Here is a 20,382-nt window from a genome sequence, read left to right as displayed (position 1 = left end):
CGAACGAAAAGTCCCGGCGTGACTGAAGAGTTTTGGCAAAGTGCCATCAGCCAGCGTTATGCTTGCCGGGATTTTTAAAGGGGTGGTCGATGAGTAAGGTAAGTGTGTTGGTGGTGGATGACGCTTCGTTCATTCGTGACCTGGTGAAGAAGTGCCTGCGCAACTACTTCCCTGGCATCAAGATCGAAGACGCGATCAATGGCAAGAAGGCCCAGGCGATGCTCGCCCGTGAAGCCTTCGACCTGGTCCTGTGCGACTGGGAAATGCCGGAAATGTCCGGCCTTGAGCTGCTGACCTGGTGCCGCGAGCAAGATGCGCTGAAGGCCATGCCGTTCATCATGGTCACCAGCCGGGGCGACAAGGAAAACGTGGTGCAGGCGATCCAGGCCGGGGTTTCCGGTTATGTGAGCAAGCCTTTTACCAACGAACAGCTGCTGACCAAGGTCAAGCAGGCGCTGAACAAGGTCGGCAAGCTCGACACCTTGATGAACAGCGCGCCGACCAAGATGAACTCGGCCTTTGGCAACGACTCCCTGAGCGCCCTGACTGGCGGCAAGCCGGCGGTGGTGGGGGCGGCTTCCGCTCCGGTCAATCCGTTCGCCAAACCGGCGGCTGCCGCCCCGGCTCCAGCTCCAGCGGCAGCAGCGCCGGCCCGCGGTTTGCTCAACAGCCCTCCGGTCAAGGCCCCGGCGCCTGCGGCAGCGGCCGGTGGTGGTCGTGGCCAGGGCCAGCTGCGGCTGTCCAGCGGCAACCAGCAGTGTGTGATCAAGGCCCTGAGCATCAAGGAAGCCTTGCTGGTGGTGAAGCGCACCGACAGCCTGCCCCAGGTGCTGGAGAGCGCGGTGCTGGACCTGGAGCAGGGCGATAACGCCGAAGTGGCGCGGCTCAATGGCTACCTGCATGCGGTGGTGGCCTTTGAACCCAAGCCGGACAGCGAGTGGCTGCAGCTGACTTTCCGCTTCGTGGACCAGGATGCCCAGAAGCTCGACTACATCTCCCGCCTAATCGCCCGCGGCACCGCCCAGAAGCATTTCGTTCCAGGCGCCTGATCCTGCCGGCCGCCTCGCTGTAGGAGCTGGCTTGCCAGCGAAGGCGCCCGCAAGGGCAGCACAAGGCTTGAAGGCCTCTTCGCCGGCAAGCCGGCTCCTACGGTGATGGTAGGCAGTGGAAATCTGCTGAAAACACTTTCCCACTGCGGGCTTTTGCCGGCCGCCGAGGCGGGCTGCTGCGTCATCCCGCTATCGAGCGAGCAACTCGCAACATAGGTCGTAACCCTCAAGCCACAAGGCGTGCGCCGTCCCCCTCGGTACTTTCCGCCGTACGTCAGATTAATTTCTTTGCGCTTGATTTATATCTGTTTGGATATAGATTTCAGGTGGCGCTCTTTATTGCTCACCCCTCGCGGCCATGCCTTGAAACAACCCGGCGCGGCGGGTCCTGGCCGTGTTGATTAGCCTTGTTCCTGGTCATTAACAGGAGAGGTTCGATGCCCAGGCACAAGGATGTGGTGTTTGTCGGGAGCGCGCTGCGGGATCTCAGGGCGTTCCCTGAAGATGCCCGTCGGGCCGCCGGTTTCCAGCTGGATCTGCTGCAGCAGGGTGAACAGCCCTACGATTGCAGGTCGGTGAAAACCATTGGCCCGGGCGTTTTCGAGATCAGGATCCATGAGGATTCAGGGGCGTTTCGGTTGTTCCATGTGGTCCGGCGGGCCGCGGCCATTTATGTGTTGCACGCGGTGCGCAAGACCACCCGCAAGACCGAGGCGCGGGATATCGAGCTGGCTCGTGCCAGATATCAGGAAACAGGTTCACGCCATGACTGACCAACCGATCAACCAGCGCTTTGCCAGTGTCTGGGATGCCCTTGAAGCCACTCCCCAGGAGGCTGCCAACATGCGCCTGCGGGCCAAGCTGATGCTGGAACTGGGCAAGACCGTGCAGGCCTGGGGGGTATCGCAGAAGGAGGCGGCCAGGCGCCTCAATATCACCCAGCCCCGGCTCAACGATGTGCTCAGCGGCAAGATCAACAAGTTCTCCCTCGATGCGCTGGTCAACCTCTGCGAGGCGGCGCAACTGGGGGTGGACATCCACTTCGACGCCGGCGGCATTGAACCCTTGGCGCCCGCCTGATTCATACAAGCTCCATATCAGGCTGCTAGCGTGATTCCACCCTCTGCCAAGAAGCTGCCGAATGTTTGTGCGCCTGCTGTTTTTCTGTGGATTGTCTTTAGCCGCCACGTCGCTGGCGGCGATGACTGTATACAAGTCCATCGACGCCAATGGCGTGGTCTCCTACAGCGACCGGCCTTCGCCGGGGGCCCAGGAGTTCGTGTTCCGCGACCGCATGGTGGAGCACCTTGAGCGCCAGGTGCGCCTGGATATCCAGAAGCACAGGGGGGTGGATGCGGTGTATGTGCGCAATGACCTGTATGCCCCGGTGGAAGTGGAATTGAGCTTTGCCGGGTTGAACAATGTCAGCGGCGCTCCGGGGCAGCCGATCCGCCAGGTGCTGCCGGCCCGCAGCAGGCAGCGCCTGGCGCTGCTCACGGCGATTCGCGCCGACCAGCCTCTGAGCTATGCCCCCAGGTTCCGTTATTCCCTGGGGGATCCGGCAGGCGCCACCCAGGCCTATCGCTACCCGCTGCCCTGGCGTGGCGGGCCGTTTCGCCTGACCCAGGGCGCCAATGGCCAATACAGCCATTTCAGCCCCAAGAGCCGCTATGCGATGGATATCGCCATGCCGGTGGGGACGCCGATCATTGCCGCCCGGGGCGGGGTGGTGGTGAAGACCGAGAACGCCCAGAACGGGCGGGGCAATAACCCGGCGGGCAATTTCGTCCGGGTGCTGCACGACGACGGCACCATGGGCGTGTACCTGCACCTCAAGCAGGGTTCGGTCAGCGTGCGGGAGGGCCAGCGAGTGGCGGTGGGCAGCGCCCTGGGGCTGTCGGGCAACACCGGCAACAGCAGCGGGCCGCACCTGCATTTCGTGGTGCAGCGCAATACCGGGTTGGGGCTGGTGTCGATTCCCTATCAGTTCAACCAGCCCCTGGGGGATTTGCCGAATTTTGCCCTGGGCAACCAATAACCTGCCCGTAGGCGCCGGCTTGGCGGCGAAAGGGCCGTCAATCCAGCATCAGCACCTTGGCCAGGATGATCTTCGGTCCCTTCATCTTCTTGATGATGATGCGCAGGCCCTCGACCTCCAGTACTTCTTCCTCTTCCGGCACCCGTTTCAGGGTTTCGTACACCAGGCCGGCGAGGGTTTCGGCCTCGATATGGTCCAGGTCGATGCCCAGCAGGCGTTCCACCTTGAACAGCGGGGTGTCACCGCGCACCAGCAGCTTGCCCGGCTGGTAGGCCAGGATGCCGCGCTCGGTCTTGCGGTGTTCGTCCTGGATATCGCCCACCAGCACTTCAAGCACGTCTTCCATGGTCAGGTAGCCAATGACCTTGCCGTCGGCTTCTTCCACCAGGGCGAAGTGCGAGCCGCCCTTGCGGAACTGCTCCAGCAACTGCGACAGCGGCATGTGCCGGGATACGCGCTCCAGCGGGCGGGTCAGCTCGGCCAGGTTGAACGACTCGGGAATGTGGTCCAGGGCCGCCAGTTCCAGCAGCAGGTCCTTGATGTGCAGCAGGCCGACGAATTCGTTGCGCTCGCTGTCGTAGACCGGGTAGCGGCTGAACTTGTGGCGGCGGAACAGGGCGAGGATTTCCTTGAGCGGCGCGTTGAACTCGACGCTGATCAGGTCTTCCCGGGAATTGGCCCAGTCCACCACTTCCAGTTCGCCCATTTCCACCGCCGAGGCCAGTACGCGCATGCCCTGGTCGCTGGGGTCCTGGCCGCGGCTGGAGTGCAGGATCAGCTTGAGTTCTTCGCGGCTGTAGTGGTGTTCGTGGTGCGGGCCGGGCTCGCCCTGCCCGGCGATGCGCAAGATGGTGTTGGCGCTGGCGTTGAGCAGGTAGATGGCCGGGTACATCAGCCAGTAGAACAGGTACAGCGGCACCGCCGTCCACAGCGACAGCAGCTCCGGCTTGCGGATCGCCCAGGATTTGGGCGCCAGCTCGCCGACCACGATGTGCAGGTAGGAAATGATGAAGAACGCGGTGAAGAACGACACGCCGCGGATCACTTCCGGAGAGCTCACGCCCAGGGCGCCCAGCAGCGGCTCCAGCAGATGGGCGAAGGCCGGCTCACCGACCCAGCCCAGGCCCAGGGAGGCCAGGGTGATGCCCAGTTGGCAGGCCGAGAGGTAGGCGTCGAGCTGGCTGTGCACGGTGCGCAGGATCTGCCCGCGCCAGCCGTTCTTGTGGGCAATGGCCTCGACCCGGGTCGAGCGCAGCTTGACCATGGCGAACTCCGCCGCAACGAAAAAGCCGTTGAGCAGGACCAGGATCAGAGCAAAAAGAATCATGCCGAAGTCGGCGAAAAGAGACGCGAGGGTAAAACCAGGGGAAGGGTCCATGATGGAGTTTTGCGGGTTCCGTGTATTCGAAAAGGAAGGAAATGCGGTGCCTGAAAGGCAGGCACAAGTTACGCAATGTAGCGGCTGACAGGGCAATTGCCTAGGGGCGAGTGGCTGTCAGCGCTGGTCGGTCAGGCTCTGGGTGCGGTTTTTCTTCACTTGGGCCGGAACGAAATGGCAGGTGAAGGTGCTGCCGTGGCCCAGCACGCTGCTGATCTCCAGGCGCGCACGGTGGCGCAGCAGCACATGCTTGACGATGGCCAGGCCCAGGCCGGTGCCGCCGGTGTTGGAGTTGCGGCTCGAATCCACCCGGTAGAAGCGCTCGGTGAGGCGCGGCAGGTGCTTGTTGTCGATGCCGATCCCCGAGTCCTGCACGCTCAGGTGCGCGCCCTGTTCGTCGCCCCACCAGCGAATGCGAATATTGCCTTCGGCCGGGGTGTATTTCACCGCGTTGAACACCAGGTTGGAGAAGGCGCTGCGCAGCTCGGCCTCGCTGCCCTTGAGTTGCACCGACGCGTCGGCTTCCAGGGTGATGCGCTGGTTGCGCTCCCCGGACAGCGCCTGGGCGTCGCTCTTGATCGATTGCAGCAGCACGTCGATGGGCACCGGCTGGTTGTCCGACGGGTAGTCCGTGGCCTCCAGCTTGGCCAGCAACAGCAGGTCGTTGAGCAGGGTCTGCATGCGCCCGCCTTGCTGCTGCATCTGCTGCAGGGCGCGGCTCCAGCGCGGGTTCACTTCCTCGACGTTGTCCAGCAGGGTCTCCAGGTAGCCGCAGATCACCGTCAGCGGCGTGCGCAGCTCGTGGGAGACGTTGGCGATGAAGTCCTTGCGCATCTGTTCCAGCTGGTGGATGCGGGTCACGTCGCGCACCAGCATCAGGTGCTCGTTGTTGCCGTAGCGGGTGATATAGAGCTGGATGCGTACCCGGTCGTTGGCCGGGGAGGGGATTTCCAGCGGCTCGGCGTAGCTGTCCTGCTCGAAGTATTCCTTGAAGCGCGGATGGCGCACCAGGTTGGTCACCGGCTGGCCGCTGTCCTGGGGCGTCTTGAGCCCCAGCAGGGTCTCGGCGGCGCGGTTCCACCATTCCAGGTTGCCGTCGCTGTCGAGCATGATCACCGCGTCCTTAAGGGCCGCGGTGGACTCCTGGACCCGGTCGATCACCGCCTGCAGGCGCCCGCGTACCCGCTGATCGCGGCGTTGCAGGTGGTAGATGCTGTCGAACACCTCGCCCCACAGGCCATAACCGTCGGGGGGCGCTTCGTCGGGTTGATGCAGGCGCAGCCATTCGTGCAGGCGCAGCAACTGCTTGAGGGTCCAGGCCAGGTAGATGCCCAGGCCGGCGGCCAGGCTCCAGCCGTAGTAGCCGCTGATCAGGCCCACCAGCAGGCAGCCGGTGATCAACAGCAACATGTGGCGAATCAGGGTGCCATGCCAGTTTTGATTCACTTGAAACACGTCCGTGGAGGGTGGCGCAGCTCCAAGCTGCAAGTGTTGAAGCGGTCACTCATCGGCGTGCCGCTTGTCGCTTGCCGCTGCCGTCAGGCCTTGGTGGAAAAACGATAGCCGGTGCCGCGCACGGTTTGTACCAGATTCTCGTAGGCATCGCCCAGGGCCTTGCGCAGCCGGCGGATATGCACGTCCACGGTGCGTTCCTCGACGTACACATTGCCACCCCAGACCTGGTCCAGCAGTTGGCCACGGGTGTAGGCACGCTCCTGGTGGGTCATGAAGAACTGCAGCAGGCGATATTCGGTAGGGCCCATTTCTGCCGGCTTGCCGTCGATGGTCACCCGGTGGCTGATGGGGTCCAGCAGCAGGCCGCCGACTTCGATTGGCGCTTCGCCATCGGTAGGGCCGGCACGGCGCAGCACGGCCTTGAGGCGGGCCACCAGTTCGCGGGGGGAGAACGGCTTGGTGATGTAGTCGTCGGCGCCGACTTCCAGGCCCTGGATCTTGTTGTCCTCTTCACCCTTGGCGGTGAGCATGATGATCGGGATGTCCCCGGTCAGCTCATCGCGCTTGAGGCGCCGCGCCAGCTCGATGCCGGAAGTGCCGGGCAGCATCCAGTCCAGCAGGATCAGGTCCGGCTTGCGGTCGACGATGATGGCATGGGCCTGCTGAGAGTTCTCTGCCTCCATGCAGTCATAGCCGGCCATTTCCAACGCAACGGCGATCATTTCGCGAATAGGCGCTTCGTCGTCAACGATCAGAATGCTTCTGCCAACCATGCTTGAACCTCTTGTCATTTAACTGTCTTGCGCCGCATTAGATAACGGAATTATTGCAGTCGTGTGACAGTATTTCAGGTCGCGGGGCGGGGTGCTGCTTCGTGGACTAAGCTTTGAGTCCGATTCCTGACAACCACAAAAGAAGGTTTCCATGACTCTGTTCAAGCAATCGTTGAAAGTCCTGCTGGTAGGCGCTGTCCTGGCCCTGCCGACATTCGCCATGGCCGCCGACCCGGCAATGAGCAAGGACGGCGTGCTGGTGGACCACAAGGGCATGACCCTCTACACCTTTGCCAAGGATGCCGACGGCAAGTCCATGTGCAATGACAAATGCGCTGCCAACTGGCCGCCGCTGATGGCCGAGGGCAGTGACAAGGCCATGGGCAAGTGGACGGTGATCAAGCGTGACGACGGCAAGATGCAGTGGGCCTACGACGGCAAGCCGCTGTACGGCTTCGTGATGGACAAGAAGGCCGGTGACATGACCGGTGAAGGCAAGATGGACGGCGCCTGGAAGGTCGCGAAATCCGACTGACCACCCGCCGTCCTCCGGGCCATTGGCAGCTTGCGGCAGCGGCTACACCGATCTCTGTAGCCGCTGCCGAGCCATCGTGAAGCTGCGAAAAGGCCCATAGGGCCTTGCTTGACGGTCTAGCGCAACGCGTAATCCAGCAGCACCCCGACAAAGATCGCCAGGCCCGCCCAGTGGTTATGCAGGAAGGCCTTGAAGCACTTCATCCGGTTGCGATCGCGGGTGTACCAGAACTCCCAGGCGAAACACGCCGCCGCCACCGCCAGCCCCAGGTGGAACCAGCCCCCCAGATTGAACCGTGCCCCGGCCAGCAGCAGGCAGCCCAGGGACAAGCCCTGCAGGGTGAGAATGATCACCCGGTCGGCATCGCCGAACAGGATAGCCGTGGACTTGACCCCGATTTTCAGGTCATCGTCACGGTCGGTCATGGCGTAGTAAGTGTCGTAGCCCACGGTCCACAGCAGGTTGGCGATGTACAGCAGCCACGCGGTGGCCGGCAGTTCGCCGTTCTGCGCGGTGAAGGTCATCAGGATGCCCCAGGAATACGCCGCCCCCAGCACCACCTGCGGGTAATAGGTGTAGCGCTTCATGAAGGGGTAGCAGGCGGCCAGGGCCAGGGCGCCGAACGACAGCCAGACCGTGGTGGCGTTGGTGCACAGCACCAGCAGGAAGGCGGCGCCCATCAGCACCGCGAACAGTATCAGGGCCTCCTTGGCGCTGACTTTGCCGGTGGCCAGGGGCCGCTGGTCGGTGCGCTTGACCTGGCCGTCCACCTTGCGGTCGGCGAAGTCGTTGATGGCGCAGCCGCCGGCGCGGGTCAGCACCACCCCGAAGGTGAAGATCAGCACATGGCTCAGGGACGGCTGGCCCTCGGCGGCGATCCACAGCGCCACCAGGGTTGGCCATAGCAGCAGATAGATGCCGATGGGCTTGTCCATGCGCGCCAGTTGCAGGAAGTCCCAGGCCCGCGGGTGCAGGCGATTGAGGGATTTGAGCAGGCTCAGGTACATCAGCAGGCCTCCGGTCGGGCGTCTATGGCGGTCCACAGGCTGGGCAGGAAGATTTCCGCCACCAGCAGGCTCAGGGGCCCGCGGTCAAAGCGTGAGCGACGGCCCCACAGGCCGTTGTCGGCAACGGCGGCGGGCAGCCAGTGCCGGGGGTAGCGGCAGACTTCGATGGGCTGGCGGGTAAAGGCCTGGTCGCAGAACAGCAACTCGCCCAGGGAGCGGCTGCCCAGTTCGTCGATATTCAGGCCGCCTTCGAGCAAGGCGCTGCGGGCGGCGACGCTACGGGCGAACACCCAGGCCTGGCCGTGCCCGCGCAAGTACACCTCGCGCACCCAGCCTTCGCTCTGTTCGGGCAGGCCCAGGGCGGCGCATTCGTCGTTGCGCAGGGTTTGCCACTCTTGCACCAGCGGGGTGACGCTGAAGGCGTTGTGGGACAGCCGGGTCAGGCGCCGGGTCAGCGACCCTTCATCGAACAGCCAGTTGGCAACGGCTGCGCCGGGGAAGGGGGACAAACGGCTTTGCACCAGCCAGGTGGGGGCCGGGGCGGGGGGCATTGAGTGCGGCACAGTGGGTCAGTATTGGCAGCAAATGAGGCGGCGAGCTTAGCATGGCGATCGCCGGTTTTGATTGATCCAGGACGCCCGGCGGCACGAACGTGCTTGCATCTGCCGGTAGTGATCAGTAAAAAACCCCAGTGCCGGACGCTGATCAGCGTGGCCTTCTAGAGTCGATCCATCGACCGACCCACCGGCGAAGCCTGAACCCTTGAGGAAATGCATCAATGAAAAAGTGGCAATGTGTGGTCTGCGGCCTGATTTACAACGAAGCGGAAGGCTGGCCGGACGACGGTATTTTGCCGGGTACCCGTTGGGAAGATGTGCCCGCGGACTGGCTCTGCCCGGACTGCGGCGTGGGCAAGATGGATTTCGAAATGATCGAGATCGCTTGATCGACTTTTGTGGCTTGAACAACCAATAACAAGGAGCAGGGAATGAGCGCACCGGTAGTGATCGTGGGGACGGGCCTGGCGGGTTACAACCTGGCCCGGGAGTTTCGCAAGCTCGACAGCGAGACGCCGCTGCTGTTGATCACTGCCGACGATGGCCGTTCCTACTCCAAGCCGATGCTGTCCACCGGCTTCGGCAAGAACAAGGACGCCGACGGCCTGAGCATGGCCGAGCCCGGCGCCATGGCCGAGCAGCTCAGGGCCGAGGTCCGCACCCACACCCGCATCAGCGGCATCGACCCGGGCCACAAGCGCCTGTGGATCGGCGAGGAAGCGGTGGCCTATCGCGACCTGATCCTGGCCTGGGGCGCGGAAACCGTGCGGGTGCCGGTGCAGGGCGACGCATCCGAACTGATTTTCCCCATCAATGACCTGGAAGACTACGCGCGCTTTCGCAGCGCCGCGGCCGGCAAGCGTCGGGTGCTGCTGCTGGGCGCCGGGCTGATCGGCTGCGAGTTCGCCAATGACCTGATCCTTGGCGGCTACAGCGTGGACCTGGTGGCACCTTGCGAGCAGGTGATGCCGACCCTGCTGCACCCGGCCGCAGCGGCGGCGGTCCAGGCCGGGCTGGAGAGCCTGGGCGCGCGCTTCCACCTGGGCCCGGTGCTCAACCGCCTGCAGCGCGGCGCCGACGGTCTGGAAGCCCACCTGTCCGATGGCCAGGTGATCGCCTGCGACCTTGTGGTCTCGGCCATCGGCCTGCGCCCGCGCATCGACCTGGCGGCTGCCGCCGGGCTGGTGGTCAATCGCGGAGTGGTGGTGGACCGCGAGCTGAAAACCTCCCACGCCAATATCTACGCCTTGGGCGATTGCGCCGAGGTCGACGGTCTCAACCTGCTGTACGTGATGCCGCTGATGAGCTGCGCCCGGGCGCTGGCGCAGACCCTGGCGGGCAAGCCGACGGCGGTCAGCTACGGGCCGATGCCGATCACCGTCAAGACTCCGGTCTGCCCCCTGGTGGTGTCGCCGCCGCCCCGTGGCGCCGAAGGCGTATGGACTGCAGAAGGGCAGGGGGCCGACATCAAGGTCCTGTGCCGCAACGCCGAAGGCCAGTTGCTGGGCTACGCCCTGACCGGGGCCGCGGTGATGGAAAAACTGGCCCTGAACAAGGAACTTCCTGCGCTGCTGGCTTAAATACCGGTCGTTCTGTCGGAATAACCCGGTTCTTGCCCTCACAAAGGTCGCGGGGAGACTGGCGCCACTCTCAAGCGCGTGCCATCCTCACACCCGTCTGCCGCAGCGTAGAGCCTGCGGCGCCTTGGGCGCTGTTCCCGTGAACAGCACGGACATAACAACAAAAAACCGTCAAAGAGGCTTCACACTATGCGTAAACCAGAACTCGCCGCAGCCATTGCTGAAAAAGCGGACCTGACCAAAGAGCAGGCCAATCGCGTGCTCAACGCCATTCTTGAAGAGATCACCGGGGCTCTGCACCGCAAAGACAGCGTCACCCTGGTTGGTTTTGGCACCTTCCTGCAACGCCACCGTGGCGCCCGCACCGGCAAGAACCCGCAGACCGGCGAGCCGGTAAAGATCAAGGCCAGCAACACCGTGGCATTCAAACCGGGCAAGTCGCTGAAAGACAGCGTCAACCCATAAGCATTGAGCGGGCTCCCGGCAGCGGGAGCACGCAGGGGAAATAGGCACGCCGAGCGCATCGGGTGCCTATTTTTTTGCCTGCCGTTTGCCCGCAGATGTTCTTGCGAAGCCGCTTTGGCGTGGCTAGGATGCGCGATCGTTCGATTTTTGATCTAAGGCCAAGGATGACCCGCCCCACTGACAGCCCCCTTTCATGGGCCGCCCTGCTGCACGGCCTGGCAAGCCCCGGTTTAGTTGCCCTGGTCGTGGGCTGCCTGTTCAGCCTTGGCCTGTCATCGGCCGCTGCCGGCAACGACTCGCGACTGGAACAGATCGGCTATCGCGAGGCCCTCAGCTGGTTCCACAGCCAGAAATACGACAGTTCCGGCGCCTGGCTCTGCGGCTATTCCCTGGCCCGCGAGGACTACAGCGTAGCGCCCAAGGCTCCGCGCCTGCTGGTGGAAGTGGACCAGCGCTTTCTTTACCTCAAGACCGCCGGCCAGCTGGTGGAACTCACCGGCGCCGCCCAGGGCCTGGAACGCAGCGAGTACCAGAACACCGGCGCTCATATCCGGGTCACCCTGAACATCCTCAAGCGCAACAATTTCAGCGAGTACCAGGAGTCTCACGACCGCCAGGTGCTGGCGCGCATCGAGATGAACGACCAGGTCGAAACCCTCACCCTCAAGGGGCAATCATGCGGTACCTGAACCTGGCAGGCCTGGGCCTGCTGATCGCCTGTGCGACCACGCCCGCCCTGGCGGATGAATCGAACCCGGGCAAGGGTTGCTACGGCTACCTCACCGAACTGGTGCGCAGCAGCGATTTTCCCTACCGCGACTTCACCACCCCGGAGCACCTCAAGCTGCTGATCGACCGCGACGATGGCGACCAGATGAGCCTGCAGCTGTTCTACGAAACCTCCGGCAGCGGGACCATCGGCTGGGTCCGCTACGACGTGCCGCAGCAGGCCCTGTGGAACGTCAGCATCGACCCCGAAGAGCCCCAGGCCCTCAAGTTCGATCAAGGCTTCGCCCGTGCCTACGCGTCCTGCCTGGAAGCGCGTTGAGGGGCCACGGCCGCTGCGCAGAGTTGCCGAGTGGTTCCTTGATTGTTGCCGGCCGTTGCCTGAATATTTGCCACTCTCCGAATCACCCTTTCAGCATGGAACGCCAAACTCTTGTCCACCTACCGCATTCAAGAAGCCGATCTCGATATTCCTGACGCCTGGCAGGACCAGAGCATCAATATCTTCAAGCTGCCAGCCGTTGGCGGTGCCCAGGAAGCCAGCTTCGTCATCAGCCGCGACCCGAGCCAGGGCGACGCCGCCTTTGCCGATTATGTCGCCGCGCAGCTGAATGCTGCCGAGCAGCAACTGCCAGGTTTCAACCTGATCAAGCGCTGGGACTTCGACATGCAAGGCCATGCCGCCGTGCTGCTGGACTACAGCTGGAAACGCGAAGGGCGCGAGCTGATGCTGCGCCAGGTCTTCATCGAGCGTAAGCCGGCCGTGCTGATCACCACCCTGACCACCACGGTCAACGACCTGGTGCATCATGAGCCGGCCTGGAAACAGGCCATGCAGAGCCTCAAGCCGCAGCCTTCGAAAGCCTGATCGGTCAACCTGCCCTGAGGCGCATTGCCCGGTAGCCGAACTCTAGGAACCGCATGAAGTTCAACGATCTGTTCGTCAGTCGCGAGGAGATGTTCTCGATGGGCATCGAGGAATCCACCGGCCAGTACTACCTGACCTTTCCGGTGAGCCTTGGGGTGGTCGACTACGAGGAGTACTACGCCATCGAGCGCGCGACCTTCGAACTGTTCGAACAGGATCTGCAGGCCGCGCTGGCGTTCGTCAGCCGCGCCAGAAAGCGCGAGCTGGACGCGTTGCTGATCATCAAGCCGGGCAAGAATCGCGGCTCGGCGATTTGACCCGGCCTCCAGCAGGCGCTCAGTTCAGTGCTGCCAGTAGTTGCTTGTTGAACGACTCTTTCAGGTCCTGATGACCGGTGTAGCCCAGGGTCTGCTCGCTCATGATCTTCGCTAGCGTTTCGTCGTCCGGTTTGATTTTGTTGGTTTTCAAGGCGATGAAAATCAGTGGGACCGGATAGGAGTAATACTTTGGCCTGTCTATGACATCGCTCACCAGCGCGGGGCTGACGTTGAAGAGGTTGAACACAATAGGCAGGTGAACATCCTGGAGCTGGCGCAGAATCACCTGGCAGGTATTTTCAATACCTTGCTCTGTCACGGGCAGTAGCGGGCAGGCAGCTTTTTCACTGACCGTCGACAAGCTGTAGATAAATTTCGGATTGGCCAGGTTGGACGGGTAGGGCGGGTTTATCTGGTCGATCTCGGCCTGCAGGGCCGGGTGTTCGACGAAGATGATGATTTCGTAGGCGCGAGTGTTGGCCAGGTATTCGAAATGCAGGGTCGCCACGGCGCCCGATTCTTTCTGTGCAACCACCACTTTGTTCTTGGTGACTTTTACTCCGGGGTAACCCGAGAGCTCGCTCTTCAAAAAAAGCTGGAGCGCCTTTTCAAAGTTGCTGCGCAATTCCTTGGTGTCTGCTTTCATTTCTCGATTACTCGTTCAATAGCGAAGAAGCCAGAAGGTGGCCGAATGCTGTGCGCCATTGCCACCGAACTGGGTACCTCTGGCGGTTTTGGTCGCAACTTCGAACTGGCCCTGGGTAGCGCCCGACGGTTTGATCAGGCCACCGCCCAGGCCACCGTTCGTATTGGCCGGATTGCTCATGTCGAACATTCCCGATCCCTGTTGGTTCTTGGTCAGTTTGCCGCTGCCATTTTTGACTTCGAACACGTGGTAGTTGCCGGCTTTGTCCTTGGCGATGATATCTGCCCTGATGCGATAGGACTTCTGGGTGACGGGGTGTTTGACCTTCATGGTCAATTCTTCACCTACCACAGTGAAACCGTTCCTCTCGAGGTCCGCTTTGGCTTTTGTAGTGCCCCTTCTGCCGCTGTAGGCCGATTTGCAGATCCAGCCCAGCGGATCGATCCAACCGATTGGGTTGGGAGCGTACTGATAAAGGTTCAAGCCTCCGGCCAGGCCGATGGGGTCCGGCGTGGTGAAGCGCCCGATATCCGGGTCGTAGAAACGGAACGTGTTGAAGTGCAATCCAGTCTCGCGGTCCAGGTACTGGCCCTGGAACCTGAGATTCTGTTCCTCGATGTAGTAGGGCTCGCGTATTTCTTCGACAGTGTTGCCCCAGACCTGATAGCGGGCCTGCCAGACGCTATGGCCGTCAGGCTCGCAAAGCTGTTGAGGCAGGCCATTCAGGTCGTTGTGGTAGTAGCGGATCTTCTGCTGCGCGCCGAGGCCGTCGACCCGCGCCAGGGGCGCATGTCCCAGGTCTTCATAGACATAGAGGCTGGTCTGTTGATTACGCTGTTCCTGCAGCAGCCGCAGGCCATCCCAGACGAATCGCGTTTCACCCAGAAGGTTGCCCTGGCTGTCGTACTCGCTCTTGCTGATGCGGCGACCCAAGACGTCGTAGCGCATCCTGACCAGGGTTTCGCCGCTGGAGGTCTGATTGCGCACTTCGATCAACCGGTGTTCGGCGTCGTAGGCAAAACGTTGCACGCCTCGCCGACCACTGCGTTTTTCAATCATTCGCCCGAAGGCATCGTAGCGGTAGCGCTTGTCCTGGTAGGTCAGCAATTTGTTGTGCACCACCAGCCCGGCGCCCGCCTTCGGGCCATCAAGCAAATTGGCGGCGGCGTCATAGGCGAAGGTTTCTTTCTGGCCCTGCAGGCCGTCCTGGCTGGCAATGATTCGCCCGGTCGCGTCGTAATGGAACAGTTGCCGATGTTGCCCGGTGGCATGTCGTTCGGCCAGGCCCACCAGATTATCGCTATCGTCGTACTCCAGGTGTCGCTCCGGGGCTGTTGGCAAGGTGTTTGCCAGCAGGCTGGAATGCTGCAGGCGTGCGCGCAGGCGGCCACAACGGTCGTATTCGCTGCGAGTGCTGATCTGACCCTGGGTGCGCAGCACCTCACGGTGCAGGCGGTCACGTTGAAAGTCGCTGACTACCTGGCCATCGAGATTGATCTGGTGCAGATGGCCGCTGCCGTAATAGAGCCGGTTGAGCCAACGCTTGTCCGGTAGCTGGGTCTGAGTCAAATTGCCCAGTTCGTCGTATCGATGGATCAGGCTGCCGGCCACGGTGTGTTCTTCGAGTAATTGGCCCAGGGCGTCGTAGCTGAAACTCAGTGCCTGCTGGTTGCCGAGGTTGTCGGTAAAGCTGGCGGCGGTCAGTTGGTTCAAGGGGTCGTAGGTGTATTGGCTGCGGCCATCGTCTGTGATTTTGGCCAGCAGCCGTCCCACGGCATCGCGTTCGAACCGGTGGATGATCGGCGCGATAGGTTGCGCGGGCACGGCGCTCAGCCCCGTGCCATAAGGGGCGGGGTGGGACTGGAGTTCGACGACGTTGTTCAGCAGGTCATAGCCATAGCGTTTGGCACTGCCGTCGAGGTCCTGCTGTTCGCTCAAGCGGTTGCCGGCGTCCCACGCAAAGCGATAGCTTTCGCCGTTCTCGTTGGTGAGCGCCAGCAGCCGTCCGTACGCGTCATAGTCGAACCGGACCTGTCGGCCGTGAGCGTCGATGCGCTGGCGTATCTGCCCGCGCCGGTTGTACTGGTAGAGCGTGGTGTAGCCGGAAGGGTCGGTGTAGCCCTGTAGCTGGCCGTTGCTGCTGCGTTGAAAATGCTCGGCGCGCCCATCGGCCAGTTGGCTGCTCAGCAACCGTCCCTGGCAGTCGTAATGGAACCGGGTGTGCTCGCCAAGGGCATCGATGATGGCTTTCACGTTGCCGCGTCGATCGTATTCGAAGCGGGTTGGATAGCCCGAGCAGTCCAGGTGTTCAAGCAATTGCCCGGACGAGTTCCAGCGCATCTTCCGGCTTCTTCCCGCGGCATCGATGATCTCCACCACCTGGCCGTGGGCGTCATGGCGGTACTGGGTCACCTGGCCCAGCGGGTCTACTTCGGCGATACAGTTGCCCCGGGGATCGTAGCGCAGGTGCCAGCTTTCTCCGGCGGGATCGGTCAGGGTCTGTGGCAGCGACCAGTGCTCCAGCCACAAGGTCGAATGGCTGTGCCCCAGAGGATCGGTCTCGGCTATCAGGTTGCCGGTTTCGTCGTAGCTATAGGCATAGCGCCCTCCCAAGGGGTCGGTGGCGCTGAGCAGTTGGCGCTCATCGTTCCACTCGAAGGCCCATGTCTGGTTGAGGTTGTCGGTGTACTCGACGATCTGCAACTGGCTGTTCCAGCGGCGGCGGCTGAGGCGTTGCAGGCTGTCGGTGACCTGGGTGATTCCCGCCTCCAGATCATAGTCGTACTGATAGCTATCGCCTTCGTCGGTCCAGTGACGGGTCACTCGCCACTGCTGGTCGGCAAATTGTGTCCATTGATAGAAGCAGTGCAGCCCGGTGGCCAATTGATGTTCGATCATCCGGTGGCCGGCGTCATAAGCGAAGCGACGCTGTACCTGGCCTTCGCTATCGCGCACCTGTGCCAGGTCTCCTGCCGCATCGTAGTCGTAGCTGACCAGCACTTCCCGTTGCTGGTCGGGGTACAGCCGTTCGACCTGGGCAATCCGACCGGGCCAGAGCGTGCTGTAGCTCAGTTCGAGCTGCGCCTGTTCAAAGGTGTCACGCAGCAGCCAGAGGCGTCCGGACGAGTCGTACTCCAGGTGCAGACGGTTGTCGTTGCGGTCCCCCAGCTGGCTCAGGCGCAGCCGCGAGGAGTCGCCCGGCAGCGGCTCGAACAGACGGTAGATACCGTCGCTGCTTTCGATCAGCAACTGTCCGTTCTCGTTGCGTCGCACGCTCAAGCCTTCACCGGGGCTGAAGGCTCCTGCACCCAGGGCAATGGAGCCCATGTCGATGCGGCGTCCTTGCTCATCAATGTAGAGCAGGCGCTCGCCCCCTTCGGGGTGGGGCTCGATCTGGACGCTGATCTCGTAAGGCAAGCTCCAGCCGGCCCCGAGCAGGCCGTCACGACGTTCGTCGCGGCTGTTGTAGAAGCGTTGCCATTCGATGGGCATCAGCCCGGGCAGGGTGAAATCCAGATCGTCGTCGGCTCCGAGCACCTTGGCCCCGGTGGCTGCATGCACCGGGTGGGTCGAGGCGACGACGGCCTGGGTCAAAGCATTGGTGGCCTGGCTGACGACAAACGAATTGACCCCGGCCATCAGCATGCACGGCAGGTTGCTGAGGAACTTGCCCTTGCCGCCCTTGAGCATCATCAGCACGGTCACCGCCAGGCCCACCCCCGGGGTCTTGCCGCTACGGATCTCGCGCACCACCACCGAGCCACCGCCGATGGTCACGTTCGGTGAGATAGGCCCGGCCGACACTACCTTGGCATCGCAGGTGCTGCGGTCGCCGCTGCGTACTGCCGGCTGGCCGTCGATGCTGACCTTTTCCGAGCCTTCAGCCAGATACTGCACCGGCATCGGCGGGTGCTTGGTGCAGGTCACCAGGTCCAGTTCCTTGGTCTGGGAGCCTGGCGCCGGGGAGGCCACGGTGGGCCGCCACATCTGCGAGAAAAACTCCTTGGCCATGTCGAGGAAACCGGGCCCTTCCTCGGGCGTTGCCGACGGGGTGTCGGTGGCTTCGCCTTCTTCGGCGCCGTCGCCGCTGATCTGTGTCGGCGGTGCGATGCCGGCCGCGCGGGCCGCCGGCTTATTGTTGGTCAGGACCTTTTTCGAGCCGCTGGCGATGGTGGCCTGGATCGAGGGCGGGAACAGGGCGTTGGCGATGCCCTCGCATAAATTGCTCAGGCCCTTGTCGGCTCCGGTCTTGCTCATGACCACGCCGACGACGACGCCCACCACCAGCCCCAGCACACAGGCGCCGAGGCCGCCGGTGGCCACGGTGATGCCTGCCGCCGCGGCTACTGCCATGGTCGCCAGGGCGCCGATGGCAACGTTGGCCGCCACCTCCAGCACACCGCCGAGAATGTCGGCCATCATCGAGGTGTGTTCCAGCCCGTCACCCAGGCGGGCGGCCCACAGTGCGTCAGACATGGCCCTGCCTCAGCCCAGCACCAGGGTGTTCTTGATCTGCGCCCAATGGGCGGCTTCCGCGTCGCCGAGCTTCTGTGCCTTGACGTAGCTCATGGCGAGCATCTGTCGGGTGCCGGGCAGCACCAGGGCCAGCTGGAACTGGAACACCTGTTCTTTGCCCTTGTTGAACTGGCTGCGCAGCTCCAGGCCCTGGATGTCCTGGGCCGGGCCCAGTTGCACCGGTTGCGGAGCCTGGCAGCGCAGGTCCTGGACTTGCTGCTCCAGCCGCTGCAGCTGGCTGGCCAGGTTGCTCTCCAGGGTTTCGCCGTCCCCCAGCAGGCTGCGGCTGACGATCAGCGAAGTGCCCAGGGCCGGGAACTTGAGGATGTTGATCGAGGCGTCCTGCAGTTCGCCGGCAGGCAGCTGGAACTGCAATTCATTGAGGCGATAGGTCATGGCATGGGCGTCCGTTCATTAGCCTTTGGGGGCGGAAAAGGGGGCTTTGGCCTTGGCGCTGATGGCGCCCTGCACACCCTGGCCCTCGGTGGTGGTGCCCGGGCCGCCGCCGTTGTTCAGGTGCAGCACGCCACCGGTATTGATCTCGGCATCGGCCGAGGCATGTACGCTGATGTTGACCCCGCACAGGTTGATCTGGCCGCTGGCGTTGAGCTCCAGGATGCTGGCCCCGCATACCAGGCGCAGGCGCTCGCCGACCTCGATCACATAGCTCTGGCCGACGCTGTCGAGCTTCTTCTCGCCCACCGTCAGCTCATCCACGTGCTGGACGATGCGCGTGCGCTTGTTGCCGATGGTCACGTACTCGTCGTGGCCGATGCTCTTGTTGCGGTTGTTGCCCACCGAATGGCTTTCGTTGACCTCGACCACGATGTCCTGGTTGCGCTCGGCGTGGATGTACAGCTGCTCCGCGCCCTTTTTGTCTTCCATGCGGATTTCATTGAAGTTGGCCGGGCTGCCGCCCTTGCTCGAACGGCTCTTCATGCCGCTCTGGGTGGCGTTGGCGGGCAGGTCGTAGGGCACGGTCTGTTCGGCGTTGTAGACCCGGCCGGTGATGATCGGGCGGTCGGGATCGCCTTCCAGGAAGCTGACGATGACTTCCTGGCCGATGCGCGGGATCTGCATCGAGCCCCAGTTCTTCCCGGCCCAGGCCTGGGACACGCGAATCCAGCACGAGCTGTTTTCGTTGGACTGGTCGTGGCGGTCCCAGTGGAAGTGCACCTTGACCCGGCCGTACTGGTCGGTCCAGATCTCTTCCCCGGCCGGGCCCACCACTCGCGCGGTCTGCGGGCCCTGGACCATGGGCTTGTGGGTGGTGGCCAGGGGGCGGAAGCTCTGCTGGGCGTCGATGCAGGTCAGGTGGCTCTCGAACTGCGCCGAGCCGCCGCCAGCGCCGCTCTCCAGGCTTTCCTGGACCAGGTAGTAGCGGATGCTGACGATCAGGTATTCGCGGTTCTGGTCCTGGCGGCTGAAGCCGGTGAGGCTGAACAGGTTGCCCACCCCCAACCCCCGGGCGTTGCCGCTGAGCTCGATGCGCTCATGCAGGCTTTGCAGGGCCTCGATACGGGTCTGGGCATAGTGCTCGCCGTCGCTGCTCTGCACGTAGGTGCCGGGGTAGTCGTAGAGCGGGTAGTCGCCGGCGCTGTGGGGCCGCGGCATGGCCGAGCGCACGTCGATCCGGGCGCTGGGGCGCTGGAAATCATAGTCGTTGAGCTCCAGCGAGCCGGGCTGCACCTCCTGGGCCAGGTGCCAGTCGAACATGTGGTCGCGCTCGCGCTGCTGCTCGTCTCGCGGGTAGTAGGGCACCGAGGCGTAGCCGGGCACGCTGCTGTGAGCGCCATAGGCGTCGGCCAGCACCACCACGTGGCGGTCCTTCTCGTGGCGGAAGAAGTAGTAGATACCTTCCTGTTCCATCAGCCGGCTGACGAAATCGAAGCTGGTCTCGCGGTACTGCACGCAGTACTCCCACTCCCGGTAGGGGCGGCTCAGGGCGTCTTCGAAATCGGAAAAGCCCAGGTCGCGGAACACCTGCTTGATGATCTGCGGGATGCTCAGGTTCTGGAAGATCCGGCAGTCGGAGGTGCGGCTCAGCAGCCACAGCCAGGGGCGCAGCGTCACCTCGTAGCTGGCGAACTGGCCGGTGTCGATGTTCTGGCTGCAGCGCGCGACGATGCCGTGGAAGTACCGCTGGCCGCCGCCGTCCAGCTGTACGCTGAGGCCCATGGGCTTGCCCAGCAACTGGTTGAGGTCGATGTTGGCGTCACTGGAGGCCAGTTGCAGCTGGTAGTCGAACAGCCGCCCCAGCTCCTCGCCGCCGCCCAGGCTCTTGAGCAGCAGGACGTCCGGGCCCAGGGGGCAGTTGACCTGTGCCAGTCGTGTGGATTGCTGAAATAACATCGTCAGTCTCGTTGAATGCGTGGTGTGCCAGGTCAGCCCCCTGCAGGAGCGAGCGTGCTCGCGAAGGCGCCAGGTCCATCACCGTGGCGGTCGCTTCGCTGGCAAGCCGGCTCCTGCGCAG

General features: G+C 63.1%; 21 protein-coding genes. 12 read left to right on the top strand and 9 right to left on the bottom strand.

The window, feature by feature from the left end:
• The first annotated feature begins 89 nt into the window (after positions 1 to 89).
• The 4 genes from AC1RL5_RS12470 (at position 90) to AC1RL5_RS12455 (ending at position 3,087) form a co-directional block, all read left to right on the top strand.
• Positions 90 to 1,049: a response regulator gene (locus AC1RL5_RS12470; protein ID WP_019093932.1), complete on the top strand. Its 960-nt coding sequence runs from the start codon at positions 90 to 92 to the stop codon at positions 1,047 to 1,049.
• 437 nt (positions 1,050 to 1,486) lie between these two features.
• Positions 1,487 to 1,822, top strand: coding sequence for a type II toxin-antitoxin system RelE/ParE family toxin (locus tag AC1RL5_RS12465; RefSeq protein ID WP_019093931.1), 336 nt, complete (start codon positions 1,487 to 1,489; stop codon positions 1,820 to 1,822).
• On the top strand, positions 1,815 to 2,129 hold the full coding sequence (locus AC1RL5_RS12460) for a helix-turn-helix domain-containing protein (RefSeq protein ID WP_011064278.1): 315 nt from the start codon (positions 1,815 to 1,817) through the stop codon (positions 2,127 to 2,129). The genes AC1RL5_RS12465 and AC1RL5_RS12460 overlap by 8 nt, the downstream gene beginning before the upstream one ends.
• A 61-nt stretch (positions 2,130 to 2,190) precedes the next feature.
• The gene (locus tag AC1RL5_RS12455) at positions 2,191 to 3,087 is read left to right on the top strand and encodes a peptidoglycan DD-metalloendopeptidase family protein (RefSeq protein WP_011064277.1); all 897 of its coding nucleotides are present in this window, start codon (positions 2,191 to 2,193) and stop codon (positions 3,085 to 3,087) included.
• A gap of 37 nt (positions 3,088 to 3,124) precedes the next feature.
• On the opposite strand, the gene AC1RL5_RS12450 is transcribed toward AC1RL5_RS12455, so the two are convergent.
• The 3 genes from AC1RL5_RS12450 to phoB all read right to left on the bottom strand — a co-directional run bounded on the left by AC1RL5_RS12450 (position 3,125) and on the right by phoB (position 6,693).
• On the bottom strand, positions 3,125 to 4,465 hold the full coding sequence (locus tag AC1RL5_RS12450; protein ID WP_011064276.1) for a hemolysin family protein: 1,341 nt from the start codon (positions 4,463 to 4,465) through the stop codon (positions 3,125 to 3,127).
• 117 nt (positions 4,466 to 4,582) lie between these two features.
• Positions 4,583 to 5,875 (bottom strand): phosphate regulon sensor histidine kinase PhoR, encoded by a 1,293-nt coding sequence (phoR, locus tag AC1RL5_RS12445; RefSeq protein ID WP_186355251.1) that lies wholly within the window; start codon positions 5,873 to 5,875, stop codon positions 4,583 to 4,585.
• Between the two features lie 128 nt (positions 5,876 to 6,003).
• Positions 6,004 to 6,693 (bottom strand): phosphate regulon transcriptional regulator PhoB, encoded by a 690-nt coding sequence (gene phoB, locus AC1RL5_RS12440; protein ID WP_003177195.1) that lies wholly within the window; start codon positions 6,691 to 6,693, stop codon positions 6,004 to 6,006.
• A 151-nt stretch (positions 6,694 to 6,844) separates the two neighbouring features.
• Here phoB and AC1RL5_RS12435 point away from each other — a divergent pair, with 151 nt between their 5' ends.
• Positions 6,845 to 7,228, top strand: coding sequence for a COG4315 family predicted lipoprotein (locus AC1RL5_RS12435; RefSeq protein ID WP_011064274.1), 384 nt, complete (start codon positions 6,845 to 6,847; stop codon positions 7,226 to 7,228).
• Between the two features lie 116 nt (positions 7,229 to 7,344).
• On the opposite strand, the gene ubiA is transcribed toward AC1RL5_RS12435, so the two are convergent.
• On the bottom strand, positions 7,345 to 8,235 hold the full coding sequence (ubiA, locus tag AC1RL5_RS12430; RefSeq protein WP_123577235.1) for a 4-hydroxybenzoate octaprenyltransferase: 891 nt from the start codon (positions 8,233 to 8,235) through the stop codon (positions 7,345 to 7,347).
• Positions 8,235 to 8,798, bottom strand: a complete 564-nt coding sequence (locus AC1RL5_RS12425; protein WP_041120419.1) for a chorismate--pyruvate lyase family protein — start codon at positions 8,796 to 8,798, stop codon at positions 8,235 to 8,237. Before AC1RL5_RS12425 ends, ubiA begins: the two co-directional genes overlap by 1 nt.
• A gap of 215 nt (positions 8,799 to 9,013) precedes the next feature.
• Between AC1RL5_RS12425 and AC1RL5_RS12420 the strand changes: the two genes are divergently transcribed.
• From AC1RL5_RS12420 to AC1RL5_RS12390, 7 genes are all read left to right on the top strand, one after another.
• Complete coding sequence (locus AC1RL5_RS12420; RefSeq protein WP_011064271.1) at positions 9,014 to 9,181, top strand: rubredoxin; 168 nt, start codon at positions 9,014 to 9,016, stop codon at positions 9,179 to 9,181.
• A gap of 42 nt (positions 9,182 to 9,223) precedes the next feature.
• On the top strand, positions 9,224 to 10,372 hold the full coding sequence (locus AC1RL5_RS12415) for an NAD(P)/FAD-dependent oxidoreductase (protein ID WP_072451880.1): 1,149 nt from the start codon (positions 9,224 to 9,226) through the stop codon (positions 10,370 to 10,372).
• Positions 10,373 to 10,561: 189 nt separating this feature from the next.
• Positions 10,562 to 10,837, top strand: coding sequence for an HU family DNA-binding protein (locus AC1RL5_RS12410; protein WP_011064269.1), 276 nt, complete (start codon positions 10,562 to 10,564; stop codon positions 10,835 to 10,837).
• 164 nt (positions 10,838 to 11,001) lie between these two features.
• On the top strand, positions 11,002 to 11,526 hold the full coding sequence (locus AC1RL5_RS12405; protein ID WP_053154599.1) for a hypothetical protein: 525 nt from the start codon (positions 11,002 to 11,004) through the stop codon (positions 11,524 to 11,526).
• A complete protein-coding gene (locus AC1RL5_RS12400; RefSeq protein WP_123577234.1) occupies positions 11,514 to 11,885 on the top strand; it encodes a hypothetical protein in 372 nt (123 codons plus the stop codon). Before AC1RL5_RS12405 ends, AC1RL5_RS12400 begins: the two co-directional genes overlap by 13 nt.
• Before the next feature lie 111 nt (positions 11,886 to 11,996).
• Positions 11,997 to 12,431: a DcrB-related protein gene (locus AC1RL5_RS12395; protein ID WP_011064267.1), complete on the top strand. Its 435-nt coding sequence runs from the start codon at positions 11,997 to 11,999 to the stop codon at positions 12,429 to 12,431.
• A gap of 53 nt (positions 12,432 to 12,484) precedes the next feature.
• Positions 12,485 to 12,748, top strand: a complete 264-nt coding sequence (locus AC1RL5_RS12390; RefSeq protein WP_041120412.1) for a hypothetical protein — start codon at positions 12,485 to 12,487, stop codon at positions 12,746 to 12,748.
• 19 nt (positions 12,749 to 12,767) lie between these two features.
• Here the strand turns inward: AC1RL5_RS12390 and AC1RL5_RS12385 are convergent, their stop codons facing one another.
• The 4 genes from AC1RL5_RS12385 to AC1RL5_RS12370 are packed head-to-tail and all read right to left on the bottom strand — an operon-like array spanning position 12,768 to position 20,261.
• Positions 12,768 to 13,394 carry a hypothetical protein gene (locus tag AC1RL5_RS12385; protein ID WP_093405599.1) on the bottom strand — a complete coding sequence of 209 codons (627 nt, stop codon included), beginning with the start codon at positions 13,392 to 13,394 and terminating at the stop codon, positions 12,768 to 12,770.
• Positions 13,395 to 13,409: 15 nt separating this feature from the next.
• Positions 13,410 to 17,870 (bottom strand): RHS repeat-associated core domain-containing protein, encoded by a 4,461-nt coding sequence (locus AC1RL5_RS12380; protein WP_492589316.1) that lies wholly within the window; start codon positions 17,868 to 17,870, stop codon positions 13,410 to 13,412.
• A gap of 9 nt (positions 17,871 to 17,879) precedes the next feature.
• Positions 17,880 to 18,305 (bottom strand): DcrB-related protein, encoded by a 426-nt coding sequence (locus AC1RL5_RS12375; protein ID WP_011064263.1) that lies wholly within the window; start codon positions 18,303 to 18,305, stop codon positions 17,880 to 17,882.
• Positions 18,306 to 18,323: 18 nt separating this feature from the next.
• Positions 18,324 to 20,261, bottom strand: a complete 1,938-nt coding sequence (locus AC1RL5_RS12370) for a type VI secretion system Vgr family protein (protein WP_065365024.1) — start codon at positions 20,259 to 20,261, stop codon at positions 18,324 to 18,326.
• Positions 20,262 to 20,382: the final 121 nt, after the last annotated feature.

The organism is Pseudomonas sp. GW822-FHT06D10, from assembly GCF_058799535.1.
Note: the sequence above shows the minus strand (reverse complement) of the source record. Positions and strands in the feature narration are given on the sequence as shown.

Excerpts from the sequence above, each read along its gene's own strand:
- AC1RL5_RS12400 (WP_123577234.1), top strand. The coding sequence starts at position 11,514 with ATGCGGTACCTGAACCTGGCAGGCCTGGGCCTGCTGATCGCCTGTGCG.
- AC1RL5_RS12435 (WP_011064274.1), top strand. The coding sequence starts at position 6,845 with ATGACTCTGTTCAAGCAATCGTTGAAAGTCCTGCTGGTAGGCGCTGTC.
- AC1RL5_RS12470 (WP_019093932.1), top strand. The coding sequence starts at position 90 with ATGAGTAAGGTAAGTGTGTTGGTGGTGGATGACGCTTCGTTCATTCGT.
- ubiA (WP_123577235.1), bottom strand. The coding sequence starts at position 8,235 with ATGTACCTGAGCCTGCTCAAATCCCTCAATCGCCTGCACCCGCGGGCC.
- AC1RL5_RS12465 (WP_019093931.1), top strand. The coding sequence starts at position 1,487 with ATGCCCAGGCACAAGGATGTGGTGTTTGTCGGGAGCGCGCTGCGGGAT.
- AC1RL5_RS12405 (WP_053154599.1), top strand. The coding sequence starts at position 11,002 with ATGACCCGCCCCACTGACAGCCCCCTTTCATGGGCCGCCCTGCTGCAC.
- AC1RL5_RS12460 (WP_011064278.1), top strand. The coding sequence starts at position 1,815 with ATGACTGACCAACCGATCAACCAGCGCTTTGCCAGTGTCTGGGATGCC.
- AC1RL5_RS12450 (WP_011064276.1), bottom strand. The coding sequence starts at position 4,465 with ATGGACCCTTCCCCTGGTTTTACCCTCGCGTCTCTTTTCGCCGACTTC.
- AC1RL5_RS12390 (WP_041120412.1), top strand. The coding sequence starts at position 12,485 with ATGAAGTTCAACGATCTGTTCGTCAGTCGCGAGGAGATGTTCTCGATG.
- AC1RL5_RS12375 (WP_011064263.1), bottom strand. The coding sequence starts at position 18,305 with ATGACCTATCGCCTCAATGAATTGCAGTTCCAGCTGCCTGCCGGCGAA.
- AC1RL5_RS12385 (WP_093405599.1), bottom strand. The coding sequence starts at position 13,394 with ATGAAAGCAGACACCAAGGAATTGCGCAGCAACTTTGAAAAGGCGCTC.
- AC1RL5_RS12380 (WP_492589316.1), bottom strand. The coding sequence starts at position 17,870 with ATGTCTGACGCACTGTGGGCCGCCCGCCTGGGTGACGGGCTGGAACAC.
- AC1RL5_RS12370 (WP_065365024.1), bottom strand. The coding sequence starts at position 20,261 with ATGTTATTTCAGCAATCCACACGACTGGCACAGGTCAACTGCCCCCTG.
- AC1RL5_RS12455 (WP_011064277.1), top strand. The coding sequence starts at position 2,191 with ATGTTTGTGCGCCTGCTGTTTTTCTGTGGATTGTCTTTAGCCGCCACG.
- AC1RL5_RS12420 (WP_011064271.1), top strand. The coding sequence starts at position 9,014 with ATGAAAAAGTGGCAATGTGTGGTCTGCGGCCTGATTTACAACGAAGCG.
- phoR (WP_186355251.1), bottom strand. The coding sequence starts at position 5,875 with ATGTTGCTGTTGATCACCGGCTGCCTGCTGGTGGGCCTGATCAGCGGC.
- AC1RL5_RS12410 (WP_011064269.1), top strand. The coding sequence starts at position 10,562 with ATGCGTAAACCAGAACTCGCCGCAGCCATTGCTGAAAAAGCGGACCTG.
- AC1RL5_RS12415 (WP_072451880.1), top strand. The coding sequence starts at position 9,224 with ATGAGCGCACCGGTAGTGATCGTGGGGACGGGCCTGGCGGGTTACAAC.
- phoB (WP_003177195.1), bottom strand. The coding sequence starts at position 6,693 with ATGGTTGGCAGAAGCATTCTGATCGTTGACGACGAAGCGCCTATTCGC.